Here is a 16,866-nt window from a genome sequence, read left to right as displayed (position 1 = left end):
TATTGTGCGCTAATGCAGGGAAAAAACCAACTCCCACGGCATATACCAGAGGTTAGCCAGCACCATCAGCAAAAGCGAACACCAGGTGGCGCTCATGCCTGAGCGACGCCAGCGGAACAACCGATTGTGAAAGCCGTAGTAATGCATCAGGCGACCGGCAATCAGCAGCAAACCGCAAACGTGCACCATCCACGTCTCAGCGCCGTTCATTTCCATAAAAAGCAGCATGATCAGGGCAACCGGGATGTACTCCACGGCATTCCCATGCACACGAATCGCGCTTTGCAGCTCAGAAAACCCACCGTCGCCCCAGGAGACGCGATACATCATCCGCAGACGCACAACATCGAACGAAAACTTAATTAACAGTAACGCACCCAAAACCGCATACAGCGCGCTGACCATACAAACTCCCTGTTATCTGGCAGATGGCACTTCTATGATAGGGGGTGCGGCTAGAAAAGAGAAGATTGTTGTGGGATGGCAGGGGCAGGACCCAGGCCCGGAAGCGCGTCCTGCAAGGCCTGCCAGAGAGCATCGACCAGTTCCGGGGCCTGGGCAATATCCGGGGTATGCAGAAACAGATAGGGGGTGGTGGTCTGCTGCCATTTCGCTAATGTTTGCAGCCAGACGGCGAACATCTGCTGGTTTTGCTGCATATTATCGCTGCCGATAAAGCGCACCATCGGGTTGCTGGCGGTCACCACGGCATGCACCGGCACCTTCGGTTTTTTCCGCTGGGTGTCGATAACGGCTTCACTGTGGGGTACGGCACTGTGTACGGGACGACTGTCGAGGATCACGCGATTCACGCCGCGCTCATGTAACCCCCGGTTGAGCGCCTTTTCCGTTTCGCCTTTATTAAAGAACGCTGGATGGCGCACTTCCACTCCGTAAGTAAAGGCTTTGGGCAGGGTATCGAGAAAGTGCCACAGCGCCGGCAGCCCCTGCGGGCCAAATGTTGCCGGGAGCTGGAGCCAGTATTGACCGATGCGGTTCGCCAGGGGATCCATACGGGTAAAAAATTCCGCTGTGAGATCGTCGCAGTTGCGCAGTGCAGCAGTGTGTGAAATGGTGGATGGAAACTTGAAGCAAAAGCGGAAATCATCGGTCGTCTGCTCACGCCAGCGTTCAACAATCTCCGCCCGGGGCAGGGCGTATAGCGTCGTATTGCCCTCCACGCAGTTAAAGTGGCGAGCATACTCCTCAAGGCTGGTGATACCCAGCCGCACCCATTTCGGGTGCGACCATTGGGGCAGGCCCAGATAGATCATAACGCGCTAAGGATCTCGTCGGTGCTACGCACGCGGCCAATGCGCGGGAAGATGTTCGTCATGCTGCCCTGGTGTTGATCTGCTGAGGCGGCACTGCAGGCATCTTCGGCGATAATCAGGTTAAAGCCCATCTCCCAGGCGTGACGCGCGGTTGATTCCACTCCGATGTTGGTGGAGATGCCGCACAGAATAATGGTGTCGATACCGCGACGACGCAGCTGCAGTTCCAGATCTGTGCCGTAGAATGCGCCCCACTGGCGTTTGGTCACCTCGATATCACTGTCGCGTTTACCCAGTGCAACCGGGTACGTCCACCAGTTCTCGGGCAGGGCGTGCGCCGGAGCCTGCGCATCTACCGGTTGTTTCAGCGCTTCGGCAAAATCGGCAGACCAGCCGACGCGTACCATCACTACCTGTGACCCGCTGGCCCGGCACTTGTCGGCCAGACGCGCACTACGACTGACCACATCGTCCGCCGTGTAAGGACCTCCGGCGAACGGCAGGATCCCTTCCTGTAAATCAATCACGACAAGGGCGGTTTTGGTGGCGTCGAGGTTCAACATAATTTCTCCAGTCAAATAAATAGCTTTGCTACACCTTACGCTGTGGAGGCCTGTTCCAGGTCTGATATTTTTGTTAATTTTTGTGAGAATATGCAAGATGCGAGCAGCAATCGCGCTTCTGGCCGTGCTTCGCTCTTATCGTCCGGCGGAATTTCCAGTATAATAGCCGCCTTTTTTCATCCAGTTGTGACATACAAAAAGCTGCGACATAGTAGCCTGCATCACAGGCAACATTTAGCCGTCGGCTAAGTTAAGGGATATCTCATGCGTACAGAATATTGCGGGCAGCTGCGTCAGACCCATGTCGGGCAGCAGGTTACCCTGTGTGGTTGGGTCAACCGTCGTCGTGATCTTGGTAGCCTTATCTTTATCGATTTGCGCGACCGTGAAGGCATTGTGCAGGTGTTCTTCGATCCGGATCGCGCGGATGCGTTAAAACTGGCCTCTGAACTGCGTAATGAGTTCTGCATTCAGGTCACCGGTACCGTGCGTGCGCGCGACGAGAAAAACGTCAACGCGGAGATGGCAACGGGGGCAGTAGAAGTGCTGGCGTCCGATCTGGTTATCATTAACCGTTCAGAGTCGCTGCCGCTCGACTCCAACCACGTCAATACTGAAGAAGCGCGTCTGAAATACCGTTACCTGGATCTTCGTCGCCCGGAGATGGCTCAGCGCCTGAAAACGCGCGCTAAGATCACAAGCCTGGTGCGTCGCTTTATGGACGATCACGGTTTCCTCGATATCGAAACCCCGATGCTGACCAAAGCGACTCCGGAAGGCGCGCGTGACTACCTCGTTCCTTCCCGCGTCCATAAAGGCAAATTTTACGCGCTGCCGCAGTCCCCTCAGCTGTTTAAACAGCTGCTGATGATGTCCGGCTTCGATCGCTATTATCAGATTGTAAAATGTTTCCGCGACGAAGACCTGCGTGCTGACCGCCAGCCTGAATTTACCCAGATCGACGTCGAAACCTCCTTCATGACGGCTGAACAAGTGCGTGAAGTGATGGAAGCGCTGGTGCGCGGTCTGTGGCAGGACGTGAAAGGTGTCGATCTCGGCGACTTCCCGATCATGACCTTCGCCGAAGCAGAGCGTCGTTACGGTTCCGATAAGCCAGACCTGCGTAACCCAATGGAGCTGGTTGACGTGGCGGACCTGGTGAAAGAGGTTGAGTTTGCGGTATTCGCGGGCCCGGCTAATGATGCAAAAGGCCGCGTGGCTGCCCTGCGTGTACCAGGTGGTGCCGCACTCAGCCGTAAGCAGATCGACGATTACGGCAACTTTATTAAGATTTACGGGGCCAAAGGGCTGGCGTACATCAAAGTGACCGAGCGGGCGAAAGGCATCGAAGGGATCACAAGCCCCGTGGCGAAATTCCTCAACGCTGACATCGTGGAAGCGATCCTCGCGCGTACAGACGCACAGGATGGCGATATGATCTTCTTCGGCGCGGACAACAAGAAAGTGGTTGCCGACGCGATGGGCGCACTGCGTCTGAAAGTTGGCAAAGACCTGAACCTGACCGACGAATCCAAATGGGCGCCGCTGTGGGTAATCGACTTCCCGATGTTTGAAGACGACGGCGAAGGCGGCCTGACCGCGATGCACCACCCGTTCACCGCACCGAAAGAGATGACCGCAGACGAGCTGAAAGCTGCGCCGGAAACGGCCATTGCCAACGCCTACGATATGGTTATTAACGGTTATGAAGTGGGCGGCGGTTCCGTGCGTATTCACCGCGGTGAAATGCAGCAGACGGTGTTCGGTATCCTCGGCATTGAAGAGCAAGAGCAGCGCGAGAAGTTTGGCTTCCTGCTGGACGCCCTGAAATACGGTACGCCGCCGCATGCAGGTCTGGCCTTCGGTCTCGACCGTCTGACCATGCTGCTGACCGGTACTGATAACATCCGTGATGTTATCGCCTTCCCGAAAACCACCGCCGCGGCCTGTCTGATGACGGAAGCGCCAAGCTTCGCCAATCCGACCTCTCTGGCTGAGCTCGGCATCGAAGTGGTGAAAAAGGAAGAGAAAAACTGATATGGCATACAAGCGTCCCGTTTCTGTCTTAGTTGTCATTTATGCCCAGGACACGAAGCGGGTGCTGATGTTGCAGCGGCGCGATGATCCCGCTTTTTGGCAGTCGGTTACCGGCAGCCTGGAGGCGGGAGAAACCGCGCTGCAGGCCGCCGCGCGCGAAGTAAAGGAAGAGGTCGCCATCGATGTTGCTTGCGAGCAACTGACCCTGAAGGACTGTCAGCGCACGGTGGAGTTTGAAATTTTTAGCCATTTACGTCATCGCTATGCGCCGGGTACCGAGCGCAATACAGAATCCTGGTTCTGTCTCGCGCTCCCCCGCGAACGGGAGATTGTGTTCACCGAACACCTGACCTACCGCTGGGTCAATGCAACGGAAGCCGCTGCACTGACCAAGTCGTGGAGCAACCGGCAGGCGATTGAAGAATTTGTAATTAACGCTGCCTGAGAAGGCGCGATTTTTGGAGAACTTTTTATGGCAGGTCATAGTAAGTGGGCCAACACCAAACACCGTAAAGCGGCACAGGATGCCAAACGCGGTAAGATCTTTACCAAAATCATTCGTGAGCTGGTAACAGCGGCACGTCTGGGCGGTGGCGACGCGGGTTCTAACCCACGTCTGCGTGCCGCTATTGATAAAGCGCTGTCCAACAACATGACGCGTGACACCCTGAACCGTGCTATTGCACGTGGCGTGGGCGGTGACGAAGACGCGAACATGGAAACCATCATTTATGAAGGTTACGGTCCTGGCGGTACGGCGGTCATGGTGGAATGCCTGTCCGACAACCGTAACCGTACCGTTGCCGAAGTGCGCCATGCGTTCACCAAAACCGGTGGCAACCTGGGTACCGACGGCTCCGTGGCTTACCTGTTCAGCAAAAAAGGCGTCATCTCCTTCGAAAAAGGCGACGAAGACGTGATTATGGAAGCTGCGCTGGAAGCGGGTGCGGAAGATGTCGTAACCTTTGATGACGGTGCTATCGACGTTTATACCGCGTGGGAAGAGATGGGTGCCGTGCGCGATGCGCTGGAAGCGGCTGGCCTGAAAGCGGACAACGCTGAAGTCTCTATGATCCCGTCTACCAAGGCCGACATGGATGCGGAAACTGCACCAAAACTGCTGCGTCTGATCGACATGCTCGAAGACTGCGACGACGTGCAGGAAGTGTATCACAACGGTGAAATCTCTGATGAGGTTGCAGCGACGCTCTGATGAGAGCGTGTAAACCCATTACAGGAGAGGCGTGATGTCGATTATTCTTGGGATTGATCCTGGCTCACGCATCACCGGGTATGGCGTTATCCGTCAGGTGGGACGCCAGTTAACCTATCTCGGCAGCGGTTGTATCCGCACCAAAGTGGACGATCTCCCGTCACGCCTGAAGCTGATCTACGCAGGCGTGTCGGAGATCATCACTCAGTTCCAGCCCGACTATTTCGCCATTGAGCAGGTTTTTATGGCGAAAAACGCCGACTCGGCGTTAAAGCTCGGTCAGGCACGCGGTGTCGCCATCGTGGCGGCGGTGAACCAGGACTTGCCGGTATTTGAATACGCGGCGAGGCAGGTCAAGCAGACGGTAGTGGGTATAGGTAGCGCGGAGAAAAGCCAGGTGCAACATATGGTGCGCACTCTGCTAAAGCTCCCCGCTAATCCGCAGGCCGACGCCGCCGATGCGCTGGCCATTGCGATTACGCATTGCCATATTAGCCAGAACGCCGTGCAAATGAGCGAGTCGCGGCTCAATCTGGCGCGAGGCAGGTTACGATAATGACAAATCAGGCTGGATGTTTATCCAGCCTTTTTTTATTATGGCAGCAGAAATTTTTAGCCCTTAACGCAGGAGCGTCACGTGATAGGCAGACTCAGAGGCATCATCATTGAAAAACAACCCCCGTTAGTACTGCTCGAAGCGGGAGGCGTGGGCTATGAAGTCCATATGCCGATGACCTGCTTCTACGAACTGCCGGACGCAGGCAAAGAGGCGATTGTCTTTACTCAGTTTGTGGTGCGAGAAGATGCTCAGCTTCTGTATGGTTTTAATAACAAACAAGAACGTACCCTGTTCCGCGAACTGATAAAAACCAACGGCGTCGGACCGAAGCTGGCGCTGGCTATTTTATCCGGCATGTCAGCCCAGCAGTTTGTCAATGCCGTGGAGCGCGAAGATCCTGCGGCGCTGATTAAACTTCCGGGCATCGGGAAGAAAACCGCGGAGCGTCTGATCGTTGAGATGAAAGATCGCTTCAAAGGGCTGCATGGCGACCTGTTCACGCCGGCGGCAGATCTGGTGCTTACTTCTCCGGGCTCACCTGTAACCGACGACGCCGAGCAGGAAGCGGTTGCCGCGCTGGTGGCGCTGGGCTATAAACCTCAGGAAGCGAGCCGCATGGTGAGTAAAATCGCGAAGCCGGACGCCAACAGTGAAACTCTGATTCGTGAAGCGCTACGCGCGGCATTGTGAGGTAAAGGATGATTGAAGCAGACCGTCTGGTGTCGGCAGGCAGCGTTCAGACAGAAGATGCAGTGGATCGCGCAATCCGCCCAAAGTTACTGGACGAGTATATTGGCCAGCCTCAGGTGCGTTCGCAAATGGAGATCTTCATCCAGGCGGCGAAACTGCGCGGAGATGCCCTCGATCATCTGCTCATTTTCGGTCCCCCGGGGTTAGGTAAAACCACCCTCGCCAATATCGTTGCTAACGAAATGGGGGTGAATCTGCGTACCACCTCTGGCCCGGTGCTTGAAAAGGCGGGCGATCTGGCGGCCATGCTCACTAACCTTGAGCCGCATGACGTGTTATTTATCGATGAGATCCACCGCTTATCCCCCGTGGTAGAAGAGGTGCTCTACCCGGCGATGGAGGATTATCAACTCGATATCATGATCGGCGAAGGCCCGGCCGCGCGCTCCATTAAAATCGATTTACCGCCTTTTACCCTCATTGGTGCCACCACCCGTGCGGGATCATTAACCTCACCACTGCGTGACCGCTTTGGCATTGTGCAGCGTCTGGAGTTTTACCAGGTCGCGGATCTGCAGCACATCGTGGGTCGAAGCGCGCGTTACATGGGGCTGGAGATGAGCGAGGAGGGGGCTTTCGAAGTCGCCAAACGCTCCCGCGGAACGCCGCGTATCGCCAACCGATTGCTGCGCCGCGTGCGTGACTTTGCTGAGGTGAAGCACGATGGGACGATCTCATCCGACATCGCTGCCCAGGCGCTGGATATGCTTAACGTCGATGCGGAAGGTTTTGATTATATGGACCGGAAGCTGCTACTGGCGGTGCTGGATAAATTCTTCGGCGGCCCGGTAGGGCTGGATAACCTGGCGGCGGCTATTGGTGAAGAGCGCGAAACGATTGAGGACGTGCTGGAGCCCTATCTGATTCAGCAGGGCTTTTTACAGCGTACGCCGCGTGGGCGAATGGCGACGGTACGGGCGTGGAATCACTTTGGTATCACCCCACCCGCCATGCCGTGAGGCTTCTCCCTCTCCCGGCGGGAGAGGGGACCTACCCGCCTAGCTGGCGGGTTTTTTCATCATGCTGAAGATAAATAACAGCGCCGCGCACAGCACTACCGACGGCCCGGCAGGCGTGTCGTAAAAGGCCGAGAACGTTAACCCGCCCGTAACCGCAACCATCCCCACAACAACGGCGACACCCGCCATTTGCTCCGGCGTGCGGGCAAAACGGCGCGCAGTCGCCGCCGGAATGATCAGCAGCGAGGTGATAATTAATGCCCCGACAAATTTCATTGCCACACCAATAGTAAGCGCGGTGACCAGCATCAGTAACAGCTTCACGCGCTGCAATTTTACGCCATCGACAAAGGCCAGGTCCGGGCTGATGGTCATGGCCAGCAGATTTCGCCATTGCCAGAAGAGGATGGAGAGGACAATAACCACCCCGATGGCGATGGAGATTAAGTCTTCTGGCGTCACGGCCAGCAGGTCGCCAAAGAGATAGGCCATCAGATCGACACGAATATTCGACATCAGGCTGACCACGACCAGACCCAGGGATAGCGCGCTGTGGGCCATAATACCCAGCAGGGTATCCACCGCGAGGTGAGGGCGCTTCTCCAGCCAGACCAGACCGGCTGCCAGCAGCAGGGTAACAACGATGACTGCATAGAATGGATTAACATCCAGCAGCAAGCCAAAGGCCACCCCCAGCAGCGAGGCGTGGGCCAGCGTATCGCCAAAGTAGGACATTCGACGCCAGACAACAAACGAACCCAGCGGGCCAGCGGCGCAGGCGAGCATAATCCCGGCCAGCCAGCCGGGCAGTAATAATTCAATCATGAGTGACCATTTCCCCGGCGCAGAACAATTCGTCCTTGCAAATCATGGCGGTGGTTATGTTGATGGCGATAAATACCCAGCTGTTCCGCACCGCGTGGGCCGAACATAGAGATAAACTCCGGGTGCATAGAGACCACTTCCGGGGTACCGGAGCAGCAGATATGGTGGTTGAGACAGAGCACCTCATCGGTTTTGGCCATCACCAGGTGCAGGTCGTGGGAAACCATCAACACGGCGCAATTCAGCTCTTTACGCAGCTGGTCGATGAGATCGTAAAGCGCAACCTGGCCGTTAACATCCACACCCTGCGTCGGCTCATCCAGCACCAGTAGCTGCGGATTATTCAGCAGGGCGCGGGCTAGCAGGACGCGCTGGGTCTCACCGCCAGAGAGTTTTTGCAACGGGGCGTCGATGAGGTGTCCGGCCTGCACGCGTTTCAGAGCGGGAAGGATATCCTCTTTACGCGTATCAGGACGCAAACGCAAAAAGCGATTTACAGTCAGCGGCAGGGTGGAGTCCAGATGTAATTTCTGGGGTACGTAGCCAATGCGCAGCTTTCCGTCACGCTTGATGAGCCCTTCGTCCGGTGCTACCAGACCGAGGACCACACGAACCAGCGTGGATTTTCCGGCGCCATTGGGGCCAAGCAACGTCAGTATTCTTCCGGGTTTCAGGCACAAAGAGACGTCAGAAAGGACGCGGCGCTGACCGAAAGAGACCGATACATTTTCGAGAGAAACTAAATTAGTCATGTCAATTTAAGCTTGCAGAAGTCATCGAATGTTATAATATCACATTCCACACACTCATTACGAACAGTAGTCGCATTATGTTACATAAAAATACGCTTCTTTTCGCAGCATTATCCGCTGCGCTGTGGGGTTCCGCAGCACAAGATGTTAACGCCGCCGTTGTCGCTTCGCTTAAACCACTCGGTTTTATCGCCTCCGCCATTGCCGATGGCGTGACCGAGACCGAGGTTTTACTGCCGGATGGCGCTTCCGAACACGATTACTCCTTACGCCCATCTGATGTAAAACGCTTACAAAACGCGGACTTAGTTGTGTGGATTGGCCCTGAGATGGAAGCTTTCATGCAGAAGTCTGCCAAACAGGTCCCTGCGGCGAATCAAGTTGCCATCGCCGATCTGTCTGGTGTTAAACCGCTGCTCATGAAAGGGGCAGAGGACCACGATCATGATCATGGTCACGGCGAGGGTGACGATGAAAATAGTGATGCACATCACCATCATGGCGAGTACAACATGCACCTGTGGCTTTCACCCGAGATAGCGCGGTTGTCTGCGGTTGCAATCCACGAAAAATTAGTGGAACTTATGCCGCAAAGTCGAGCCAAACTAGACGCCAACCTGAAGGATTTTGAGGCACAGCTTGCCGCAACCGATAAGCAGGTAGGTACCGAGCTCGCACCATTGAAAGGTAAAGGATATTTCGTTTTTCATGACGCCTATGGCTATTACGAAAAACATTACGGTCTCACGCCGCTTGGCCATTTTACCGTGAATCCTGTCATTCAGCCTGGTGCGCAGCGTTTACATGAAATCAGAACACAGTTGGTTGAGCAAAAAGCGACCTGCGTTTTTGCTGAGCCACAGTTCAGGCCAGCGGTCGTTGAAGCCGTGGCAAGGGGAACATCCGTGCGCATGGGCACCCTTGACCCGCTAGGAACGAATATCCAGTTGAGCAAAGCGAGCTATTCGCAGTTCCTCAGCCAACTGGCGAACCAGTATGCGAGCTGCCTGAAAGGAGATTAACGAGGAAGTGAATACGTGCAACAGATAGCCCGCTCTGTCGCCCTGGCATTTAATAATTTGCCCCGGCCCCACCGCGTCATGCTGGGGTCGCTTACCGTTCTCACCTTAGCGGTCGCCGTCTGGCGACCCTACGTTTACCACCCGGTTTCGACACCTATCGTTAAAACCATTGAGCTTGAACGAAGTGAAATTCGTTCTTTGCTGCCGGAAGCGAGTGAGCCTATTGACCAGGCCCCCCAGGAAGAGGAAGCCATCCCGCAGGATGAGCTCGATGACAAAACCGCAAACGAAGCCGGTGTCCATGAATACGTCGTTTCGACCGGCGATACCTTAAGCAGCATTCTTAATCAGTATGGCATTGAGATGGGCGAAATCAGCCAGCTTGCTGCCTCCGATAAAGAGTTGCGTAACCTGAAAATTGGCCAGCAGCTCTCCTGGACCCTGACCGACAACGGTGATTTACAACGCCTGACCTGGGAAATGTCCCGTCGTGAAACCCGCACCTACGATCGTACTGCAAACGGTTTCAAGATGAGCAGTGAGATGCAGCAGGGCGAATGGGTGAATAGCGCCATTAAAGGCACCGTGGGCGGCAGCTTTGTTGCCAGCGCCCGTGATGCCGGCCTGACGAGCGGTGAAATCAGCTCGGTGACCAAAGCCATGCAGTGGCAGATGGACTTCCGCAAACTGAAAAAAGGCGATGCGTTCTCGGTATTGATGTCCCGCGAAATGCTGGACGGTAAACGTGAGCAGAGCCAGCTTTTAGGTGTCCGACTGCGTTCAGATGGGAAGGATTATTATGCTGTCCGCGCAGAGGATGGCAAATTCTATGACCGCAACGGTACCGGACTGGCGAAAGGCTTCCTGCGTTTCCCGACCGCTAAACAGTTCCGCGTCTCCTCTAACTTTAACCCACGCCGTCTGAACCCGGTAACTGGGCGTATTGCGCCGCACCGTGGCGTTGATTTCGCGATGCCGCAGGGCACGCCTGTGCTGTCAGTCGGTGATGGCGAAGTGGTGATCGCTAAACGTAGCGGTGCAGCAGGGTACTACGTGGCAGTGCGTCATGGCCGTACTTATACCACCCGCTATATGCACCTGCGTAAACTGCTGGTGAAACCCGGCCAGAAAGTGAAGCGCGGTGACCGTATTGCGCTCTCTGGTAACACGGGGCGTTCTACTGGCCCGCACCTGCACTATGAAGTGTGGATCAACCAGCAGGCGGTTAACCCATTAACGGCGAAACTGCCGCGTACCGAAGGGTTGACCGGTAAAGACCGCACCGATTACCTGGCGCAGGTGAAACAGGTGCTGCCACAACTCAGCATCGATTAATTTCTCTGCTGACAAAGCCGGTACAGCGACTGTGCCGGCTTTTTCTTTTGTGCGTTACGCACTGCCTCGCTAAACTATCTCATTATTCTTTTCAGCGTCACCCGCCACTGGAAAAAGCATGAAAACCAGAAAAAACAATATTGAATACATTCCTGAGTTTGAGAAAGACTTTCGCCATCCGCGCCACTGGGGCGCCTGGATCGGTGTTTTTGCATTTGCGGGCCTGGCGCTAACTCCGGCCGCGTTTCGCGATCCGCTATTGGGAGCGGTAGGGCGTCTGGCGGGAAAGTTTGGTAAGAGCGCGCGTCGTCGCGCGCAGATTAACTTACTCTACTGCTTCCCCGAAAAGAGTGAAGCAGAGCGTGAAGCCCTCATTGACGACATGTTCACGACTGCCCCGCAGGCGATGGCGATGATGGCAGAGCTGGCGATGCGCGGCCCAAAAAAGCTGGAAAAGCGCGTTGACTGGAAAGGACTGGAGATTATCGACGAGCTGCGTCGTCATGACGAAAAGGTCATCTTTCTGGTGCCGCACGGCTGGGGCGTCGATATTCCTGCGATGCTGATGGCATCCCAGGGGCAGAAGATGGCGGCGATGTTCCACAATCAGGGAAACAAGGTCTTTGATTACGTCTGGAACAGCGTCCGACGCCGCTTTGGCGGGCGTCTGCATGCTCGTAACGATGGTATCAAACCTTTCATTCAGTCCGTGCGTCAGGGCTACTGGGGATACTATCTTCCCGATCAGGACCACGGCCCTGAGCACAGCGAGTTCGTCGATTTCTTTGCGACCTATAAAGCTACGTTACCGGCAATTGGCCGCCTGATGAAAGTATGTCGCGCGCGCGTGGTGCCGCTGTTCCCTATTTACGATGGCAAGACCCACCGTCTGACTATTGAAGTGCGCCCGCCGATGGACGACCTGATGACCGCTGACGATCACACCATCGCCCGCCGGATGAATGAAGAGGTTGAGCTGCTGGTGGGACCGCATCTGGAGCAGTATACCTGGATCCTTAAGTTGCTGAAGACGCGTAAGCCGGGGGAGATACAGCCCTACAAACGTAACGACCTCTATCGCAAGAAATAAAAAAAGCCCCGTCAGGGGCTTTTTTAGATCACGATAACGCGACAGATTACTCGACGGTCATGACGCGCGTGGTGTTGGTTGAGCCGATGGTGCTCATCACATCACCCTGGGTCACAATAACGATATCGCCGGAAACCAGGTAGCCTTTGTCACGCAGCAGATTAACGGCATCGTTAGCTGCGGCGACGCCGTCATTATTGCTGTCGAAGTAGACCGGGGTTACACCGCGATAGAGTGCGGTGAGATTCAGGGTACGTTCATGGCGAGACATGGCGAAGATGGGCAGACCAGAGCTGATACGTGATGTCATCAGCGCGGTACGACCAGATTCGGTCATGGTAATGATAGCGGTTACGCCTTTCAGGTGGTTGGCGGCGTACATCGCGGACATTGCAATTGCCTCTTCCACATTGTCGAACTGAATGTCCAGACGGTGTTTTGAGACGTTAATGCTAGGGATCTTTTCTGCACCCAGACAGACGCGCGCCATGGCCGCTACGGTTTCAGCCGGATACTGACCCGCCGCCGTCTCGGCAGAGAGCATGACCGCATCAGTGCCATCCAGCACGGCGTTGGCGACGTCCATGACTTCCGCACGGGTTGGCATAGGGTTGGTGATCATCGACTCCATCATCTGCGTCGCGGTGATCACGGAACGGTTCAGCTGACGGGCGCGGCGGATGAGCGCTTTCTGGATACCGACCAGTTCCGGGTCGCCAATTTCCACGCCCAGGTCACCACGCGCCACCATCACCACGTCAGACGCCAGAATGATGTCATCCATCGCATCCTGGCTGCAGACCGCCTCAGCACGCTCAACTTTTGCGACGATTTTCGCATCGCAGCCGGCATCGCGCGCCAGACGGCGAGCATAGTTCAGATCTTCGCCGCAGCGCGGGAAGGAGACGGCCAGGTAATCCACGCCGATCTGGGCCGCGGTAAGAATATCGGCCTTGTCTTTTTCGGTCAGCGCTTCGGCAGAGAGGCCGCCGCCCAGTTTGTTGATCCCTTTGTTGTTAGAAAGCGGGCCGCCAACGGTCACTTCGGTGAAGACGCGCATTCCCTGGACTTCCAGCACTTTCAGCTGAACGCGTCCATCGTCGAGCAACAGAATATCGCCCGGTACCACATCAGCAGGCAGACCTTTATAGTCGATACCCACTTTCTCTTTGTCGCCTTCGCCTTTACCCAGGTTGGCGTCGAGCAGGAATTTATCGCCGATATTGAGGAAAACTTTGCCTTCTTTAAAGGTCGAAACGCGAATTTTCGGTCCCTGAAGATCGCCAAGGATGGCGACATGACGTCCCAGTTTAGCCGCGATCTCGCGGACTTTGTCCGCACGAAGTTTATGATCTTCTGGCGTGCCGTGTGAGAAGTTCATACGTACCACGTTGGCACCTGCAGCGATGATTTTCTCGAGATTATTATCGCGGTCGGTGGCTGGGCCTAAAGTGGTAACGATCTTGGTTCTGCGAAGCCTTCTGGACATGTAATACTCCGTTGACTGAAACAACTTTGGTGTTGCGTGAACATTGATTCGGCGCTCTGTGCAGAAACTTACCGAATAGCGAAAAAAGTAACAACCTTGTTTTAACGATTAGGGCATATCACCCTTTATAAGTAACTCTTTATCAAAACGCGATTCCTTGAGCGCTTCTTTGACCCGCTTCAAGTTATCTCTGAATTTCGCACCGCGACGCAGGGTAAAACCGGTAGCCAGAACGTCAATCACCGTTAACTGCGCCAGACGGGAGACCATCGGCATATAAATGTCGGTATCTTCGGGGACGTCGAGGGTGATCGCCAGGGTGACTTCCCGCGCCAGCGGTGTCCCAACGGTGGTCAGAGCAATGACCATGGCATCATTTTCGCGCGCGAGTTGCGCCAGCTCAACCAGGCTCTTAGTGCGACCGGTGTGCGAGATTAACACCACCACGTCATCTTCGTTACAATTCATACAGCTCATGCGTTGTAACACGATGTCGTCGGAATAGATAACAGGCACGTTGAAGCGGAAAAATTTGTTCATGGCATCGTGTGCCACCGCAGCGGATGAGCCGAGCCCAAAAAATGCGATTTTCTTCGCCTGGGTGAGCAGGTCTACAGCGCGGTTTACCGACGTCATATCCAGTGACTGGCGCACCTGGTCGAGCGTTGCCATAGCCGACTCAAAGATTTTTGCGGTATAAGCTTCCACGCTATCGCCTTCATCGACATTACGATTTACATAAGGTGTGCCGTTAGCAAGACTCTGAGCCAGATGCAGTTTAAAATCAGGAAAGCCGCGAGTGTCCATGCTGCGGCAGAAACGGTTGACGGTCGGTTCACTGACCCCGGATCCCTGCGCCAGTGCCGCAATGCTTGAGTGTATGGCCTGAGCGGGGGAGGCGAGAATGACTTCAGCCACTTTTCGCTCGGATTTGCTAAGGTGTTCCAGTTGGAACTGGATTTTTTCCAGCATGTTCATTGTTAACAAGGCGCCCATGGGTGGAAGCGATTTCATTAATACGTGAAATCATGGATCTAATTAGCAAGAATATACGCCTGTGACTTCCGGAAAAGGCAAATCGTGCTGAGAAATGTTGTTGTTTTTTTTCATTACTTGATCGCTGTCGGGTTTTAGCCTCCCGCAGCCAGGACGATTTTTAAACGGTTTCATAAGTCGTTACCGTGCTGCATGTGGCCGGGCGATGAAAAAACAGCGTATCGCACGCGTCGTTAAGCGCTAATGGTTTCGGGAATGACGTAAAAGCAGTACAGTGCATTGTAATAAAATTACAACGATATGCTGGCAAAAGCACCAGCATATCCAACTGAGGAGAATGACATGGCGGTAACGCAAACAGCCCAGGCATGTGACCTGGTCATTTTCGGCGCGAAAGGCGATCTTGCACGCCGTAAATTGCTGCCTTCCCTGTATCAACTGGAAAAAGCGGGCCAGATCCATCCGGAAACCCGTATCCTGGGCGTCGGTCGCGCGGACTGGGATAAAGAGGAGTACACCAGGGTCGTTCGCGAAGCGCTGGAAACTTTCATGAAGGAGAAGATCGATGAAAGTTTGTGGGATACGCTGAGCGGACGTCTTGATTTCTGCAACCTGGACGTGAATGACACGGCATCCTTTACCCGCCTGGGCGAGATGCTGGACCAGCAAAACCGCGTTACCATCAACTACTTTGCCATGCCGCCGAGCACCTTTGGTGCAATCTGCAAAGGGCTGGGCGAAGCGAAGCTGAACGCCAAACCAGCACGCGTTGTGATGGAGAAACCCCTGGGGACGTCGCTGGATACCTCCCGCGAAATTAACGACCAGGTAGGCGAATACTTCGAAGAGTGTCAGGTATACCGTATTGACCACTATCTGGGTAAAGAGACGGTTCTGAACCTGCTGGCGCTGCGTTTTGCCAACTCACTGTTTGCGAACAACTGGGATAACCGCACCATCGATCACGTGGAAATCACCGTGGCGGAAGAGGTGGGTATCGAAGGCCGCTGGGGTTACTTTGACCAGGCTGGTCAGATGCGTGACATGATCCAGAACCACCTGCTGCAAATTCTGTGCATGATCGCCATGTCGCCGCCGTCCGATCTCTCTGCTGACAATATTCGCGACGAGAAAGTGAAAGTGCTGAAGTCCCTGCGCCGTATCGATCGCTCGAATGTGCGTGAGAAGACCGTACGCGGTCAGTACACTGCAGGCTTTGCGCAGGGTAAAAAAGTGCCGGGCTACCTGGAAGAAGAGGGTGCCAACAAATCCAGCAATACCGAAACCTTTGTGGCGATCCGCGTTGATATCGACAACTGGCGTTGGGCCGGTGTGCCATTCTACCTGCGTACCGGTAAGCGTCTGCCGACCAAATGTTCTGAAGTGGTGGTTTACTTCAAGAACCCAGAGCTGAACCTGTTTAAAGAGTCCTGGCAGGAGCTGCCGCAGAACAAGCTGACCATCCGTCTGCAGCCGGACGAAGGCGTGGATATCCAGGTTCTGAACAAAGTGCCGGGTCTGGATCACAAACACAACCTGCAGACTACCAAGCTGGATCTGAGCTACTCCGAAACCTTCAACGAAACTCATCTGGCTGATGCTTACGAGCGTCTGCTGCTGGAAACCATGCGGGGTATCCAGGCGCTGTTCGTGCGTCGCGATGAAGTGGAAGAGGCCTGGAAGTGGGTCGACTCCATCACCGAAGCCTGGGCTGCCGATCAGGACGCGCCGAAGCCTTATCAGGCGGGCACCTGGGGTCCGGTCGCTTCTGTGGCGATGATCACGCGCGATGGTCGTTCCTGGAACGAATTTGAGTAAGGTCAGGATAATCCTTGAGGGTTATTTTACCGGTAACATGATCTAACTCAGGCCCGGTGTAATTTTTAATCATTTAAGCTCCGCGTGGATTTCCCCGCGGAGCTTTTTTTATTACACTGCCGGAAGCGATTTTGCCCCTGAGCTCCGGCAATAAAGCGTTTCCGCGATGTTATAGAGTGCGAAA

At 55.0% G+C, this 16,866-nt stretch carries 17 protein-coding genes; 10 read left to right on the top strand and 7 right to left on the bottom strand.

The genetic code is table 11. The features are described from left to right. Positions 1-9: 9 nt before the first annotated feature. The 3 genes from JZ655_RS12725 to JZ655_RS12715 are packed head-to-tail and all read right to left on the bottom strand — an operon-like array spanning position 10 to position 1,837. On the bottom strand, positions 10-405 hold the full coding sequence (locus JZ655_RS12725; protein ID WP_040075115.1) for an MAPEG family protein: 396 nt from the start codon (positions 403-405) through the stop codon (positions 10-12). Positions 406-455: 50 nt separating this feature from the next. Continuing rightward, positions 456-1,274, bottom strand: a complete 819-nt coding sequence (locus JZ655_RS12720) for a DUF72 domain-containing protein (RefSeq protein WP_207291969.1) — start codon at positions 1,272-1,274, stop codon at positions 456-458. Continuing rightward, positions 1,271-1,837 carry a hydrolase gene (locus JZ655_RS12715; RefSeq protein WP_207291968.1) on the bottom strand — a complete coding sequence of 189 codons (567 nt, stop codon included), beginning with the start codon at positions 1,835-1,837 and terminating at the stop codon, positions 1,271-1,273. The genes JZ655_RS12720 and JZ655_RS12715 overlap by 4 nt, the downstream gene beginning before the upstream one ends. Positions 1,838-2,101: 264 nt before the next feature. Between JZ655_RS12715 and aspS the strand changes: the two genes are divergently transcribed. The 6 genes from aspS to ruvB all read left to right on the top strand — a co-directional run bounded on the left by aspS (position 2,102) and on the right by ruvB (position 7,355). After that, positions 2,102-3,874: an aspartate--tRNA ligase gene (gene aspS / locus JZ655_RS12710; protein ID WP_207291967.1), complete on the top strand. Its 1,773-nt coding sequence runs from the start codon at positions 2,102-2,104 to the stop codon at positions 3,872-3,874. A 1-nt stretch (position 3,875) separates the two neighbouring features. After that, positions 3,876-4,319: a dihydroneopterin triphosphate diphosphatase gene (gene nudB, locus JZ655_RS12705; RefSeq protein ID WP_040075121.1), complete on the top strand. Its 444-nt coding sequence runs from the start codon at positions 3,876-3,878 to the stop codon at positions 4,317-4,319. A 27-nt stretch (positions 4,320-4,346) separates the two neighbouring features. Continuing rightward, positions 4,347-5,087, top strand: a complete 741-nt coding sequence (locus JZ655_RS12700) for a YebC/PmpR family DNA-binding transcriptional regulator (RefSeq protein WP_040075122.1) — start codon at positions 4,347-4,349, stop codon at positions 5,085-5,087. 34 nt (positions 5,088-5,121) lie between these two features. Beyond that, complete coding sequence (ruvC, locus tag JZ655_RS12695; RefSeq protein ID WP_040075124.1) at positions 5,122-5,643, top strand: crossover junction endodeoxyribonuclease RuvC; 522 nt, start codon at positions 5,122-5,124, stop codon at positions 5,641-5,643. Between the two features lie 81 nt (positions 5,644-5,724). Next, entirely contained in the window at positions 5,725-6,336 is a 612-nt protein-coding gene (ruvA, locus tag JZ655_RS12690) for a Holliday junction branch migration protein RuvA (RefSeq protein ID WP_040075126.1), read from the top strand. Positions 6,337-6,344: 8 nt separating this feature from the next. Continuing rightward, positions 6,345-7,355, top strand: coding sequence for a Holliday junction branch migration DNA helicase RuvB (ruvB, locus tag JZ655_RS12685; protein WP_040075127.1), 1,011 nt, complete (start codon positions 6,345-6,347; stop codon positions 7,353-7,355). Positions 7,356-7,394: 39 nt separating this feature from the next. On the opposite strand, the gene znuB is transcribed toward ruvB, so the two are convergent. Both znuB and znuC read right to left on the bottom strand, forming a co-directional pair. After that, positions 7,395-8,180: a zinc ABC transporter permease subunit ZnuB gene (znuB, locus tag JZ655_RS12680; RefSeq protein ID WP_040075128.1), complete on the bottom strand. Its 786-nt coding sequence runs from the start codon at positions 8,178-8,180 to the stop codon at positions 7,395-7,397. After that, positions 8,177-8,932: a zinc ABC transporter ATP-binding protein ZnuC gene (znuC, locus tag JZ655_RS12675; protein WP_040075130.1), complete on the bottom strand. Its 756-nt coding sequence runs from the start codon at positions 8,930-8,932 to the stop codon at positions 8,177-8,179. Before znuC ends, znuB begins: the two co-directional genes overlap by 4 nt. 77 nt (positions 8,933-9,009) lie before the next feature. Between znuC and znuA the strand changes: the two genes are divergently transcribed. From znuA to lpxM, 3 genes are all read left to right on the top strand, one after another. Continuing rightward, positions 9,010-9,954, top strand: a complete 945-nt coding sequence (gene znuA / locus JZ655_RS12670) for a zinc ABC transporter substrate-binding protein ZnuA (protein ID WP_046885106.1) — start codon at positions 9,010-9,012, stop codon at positions 9,952-9,954. 15 nt (positions 9,955-9,969) lie between these two features. Further along, entirely contained in the window at positions 9,970-11,289 is a 1,320-nt protein-coding gene (gene mepM, locus JZ655_RS12665) for a murein DD-endopeptidase MepM (protein WP_207291966.1), read from the top strand. A 118-nt stretch (positions 11,290-11,407) separates the two neighbouring features. Next, positions 11,408-12,379 carry a lauroyl-Kdo(2)-lipid IV(A) myristoyltransferase gene (gene lpxM, locus JZ655_RS12660; RefSeq protein WP_207291965.1) on the top strand — a complete coding sequence of 324 codons (972 nt, stop codon included), beginning with the start codon at positions 11,408-11,410 and terminating at the stop codon, positions 12,377-12,379. A gap of 46 nt (positions 12,380-12,425) precedes the next feature. On the opposite strand, the gene pyk is transcribed toward lpxM, so the two are convergent. Both pyk and JZ655_RS12650 read right to left on the bottom strand, forming a co-directional pair. After that, a complete protein-coding gene (gene pyk, locus JZ655_RS12655; RefSeq protein ID WP_046885108.1) occupies positions 12,426-13,868 on the bottom strand; it encodes a pyruvate kinase in 1,443 nt (480 codons plus the stop codon). Positions 13,869-13,976: 108 nt separating this feature from the next. After that, positions 13,977-14,846 carry a MurR/RpiR family transcriptional regulator gene (locus JZ655_RS12650; protein ID WP_207293844.1) on the bottom strand — a complete coding sequence of 290 codons (870 nt, stop codon included), beginning with the start codon at positions 14,844-14,846 and terminating at the stop codon, positions 13,977-13,979. Positions 14,847-15,206: 360 nt separating this feature from the next. On the opposite strand from JZ655_RS12650, the gene zwf reads away from it, so the two are divergent. After that, on the top strand, positions 15,207-16,682 hold the full coding sequence (gene zwf, locus JZ655_RS12645; RefSeq protein ID WP_040075139.1) for a glucose-6-phosphate dehydrogenase: 1,476 nt from the start codon (positions 15,207-15,209) through the stop codon (positions 16,680-16,682). The last annotated feature ends 184 nt before the right edge of the window (positions 16,683-16,866 follow it).

This window comes from Leclercia pneumoniae, from assembly GCF_017348915.1.
GTDB lineage: Bacteria > Pseudomonadota > Gammaproteobacteria > Enterobacterales > Enterobacteriaceae > Enterobacter > Enterobacter pneumoniae.
The sequence above is the reverse complement of the archived record's forward strand: the minus strand, read 5'-3'. Positions and strand labels throughout refer to the sequence as shown.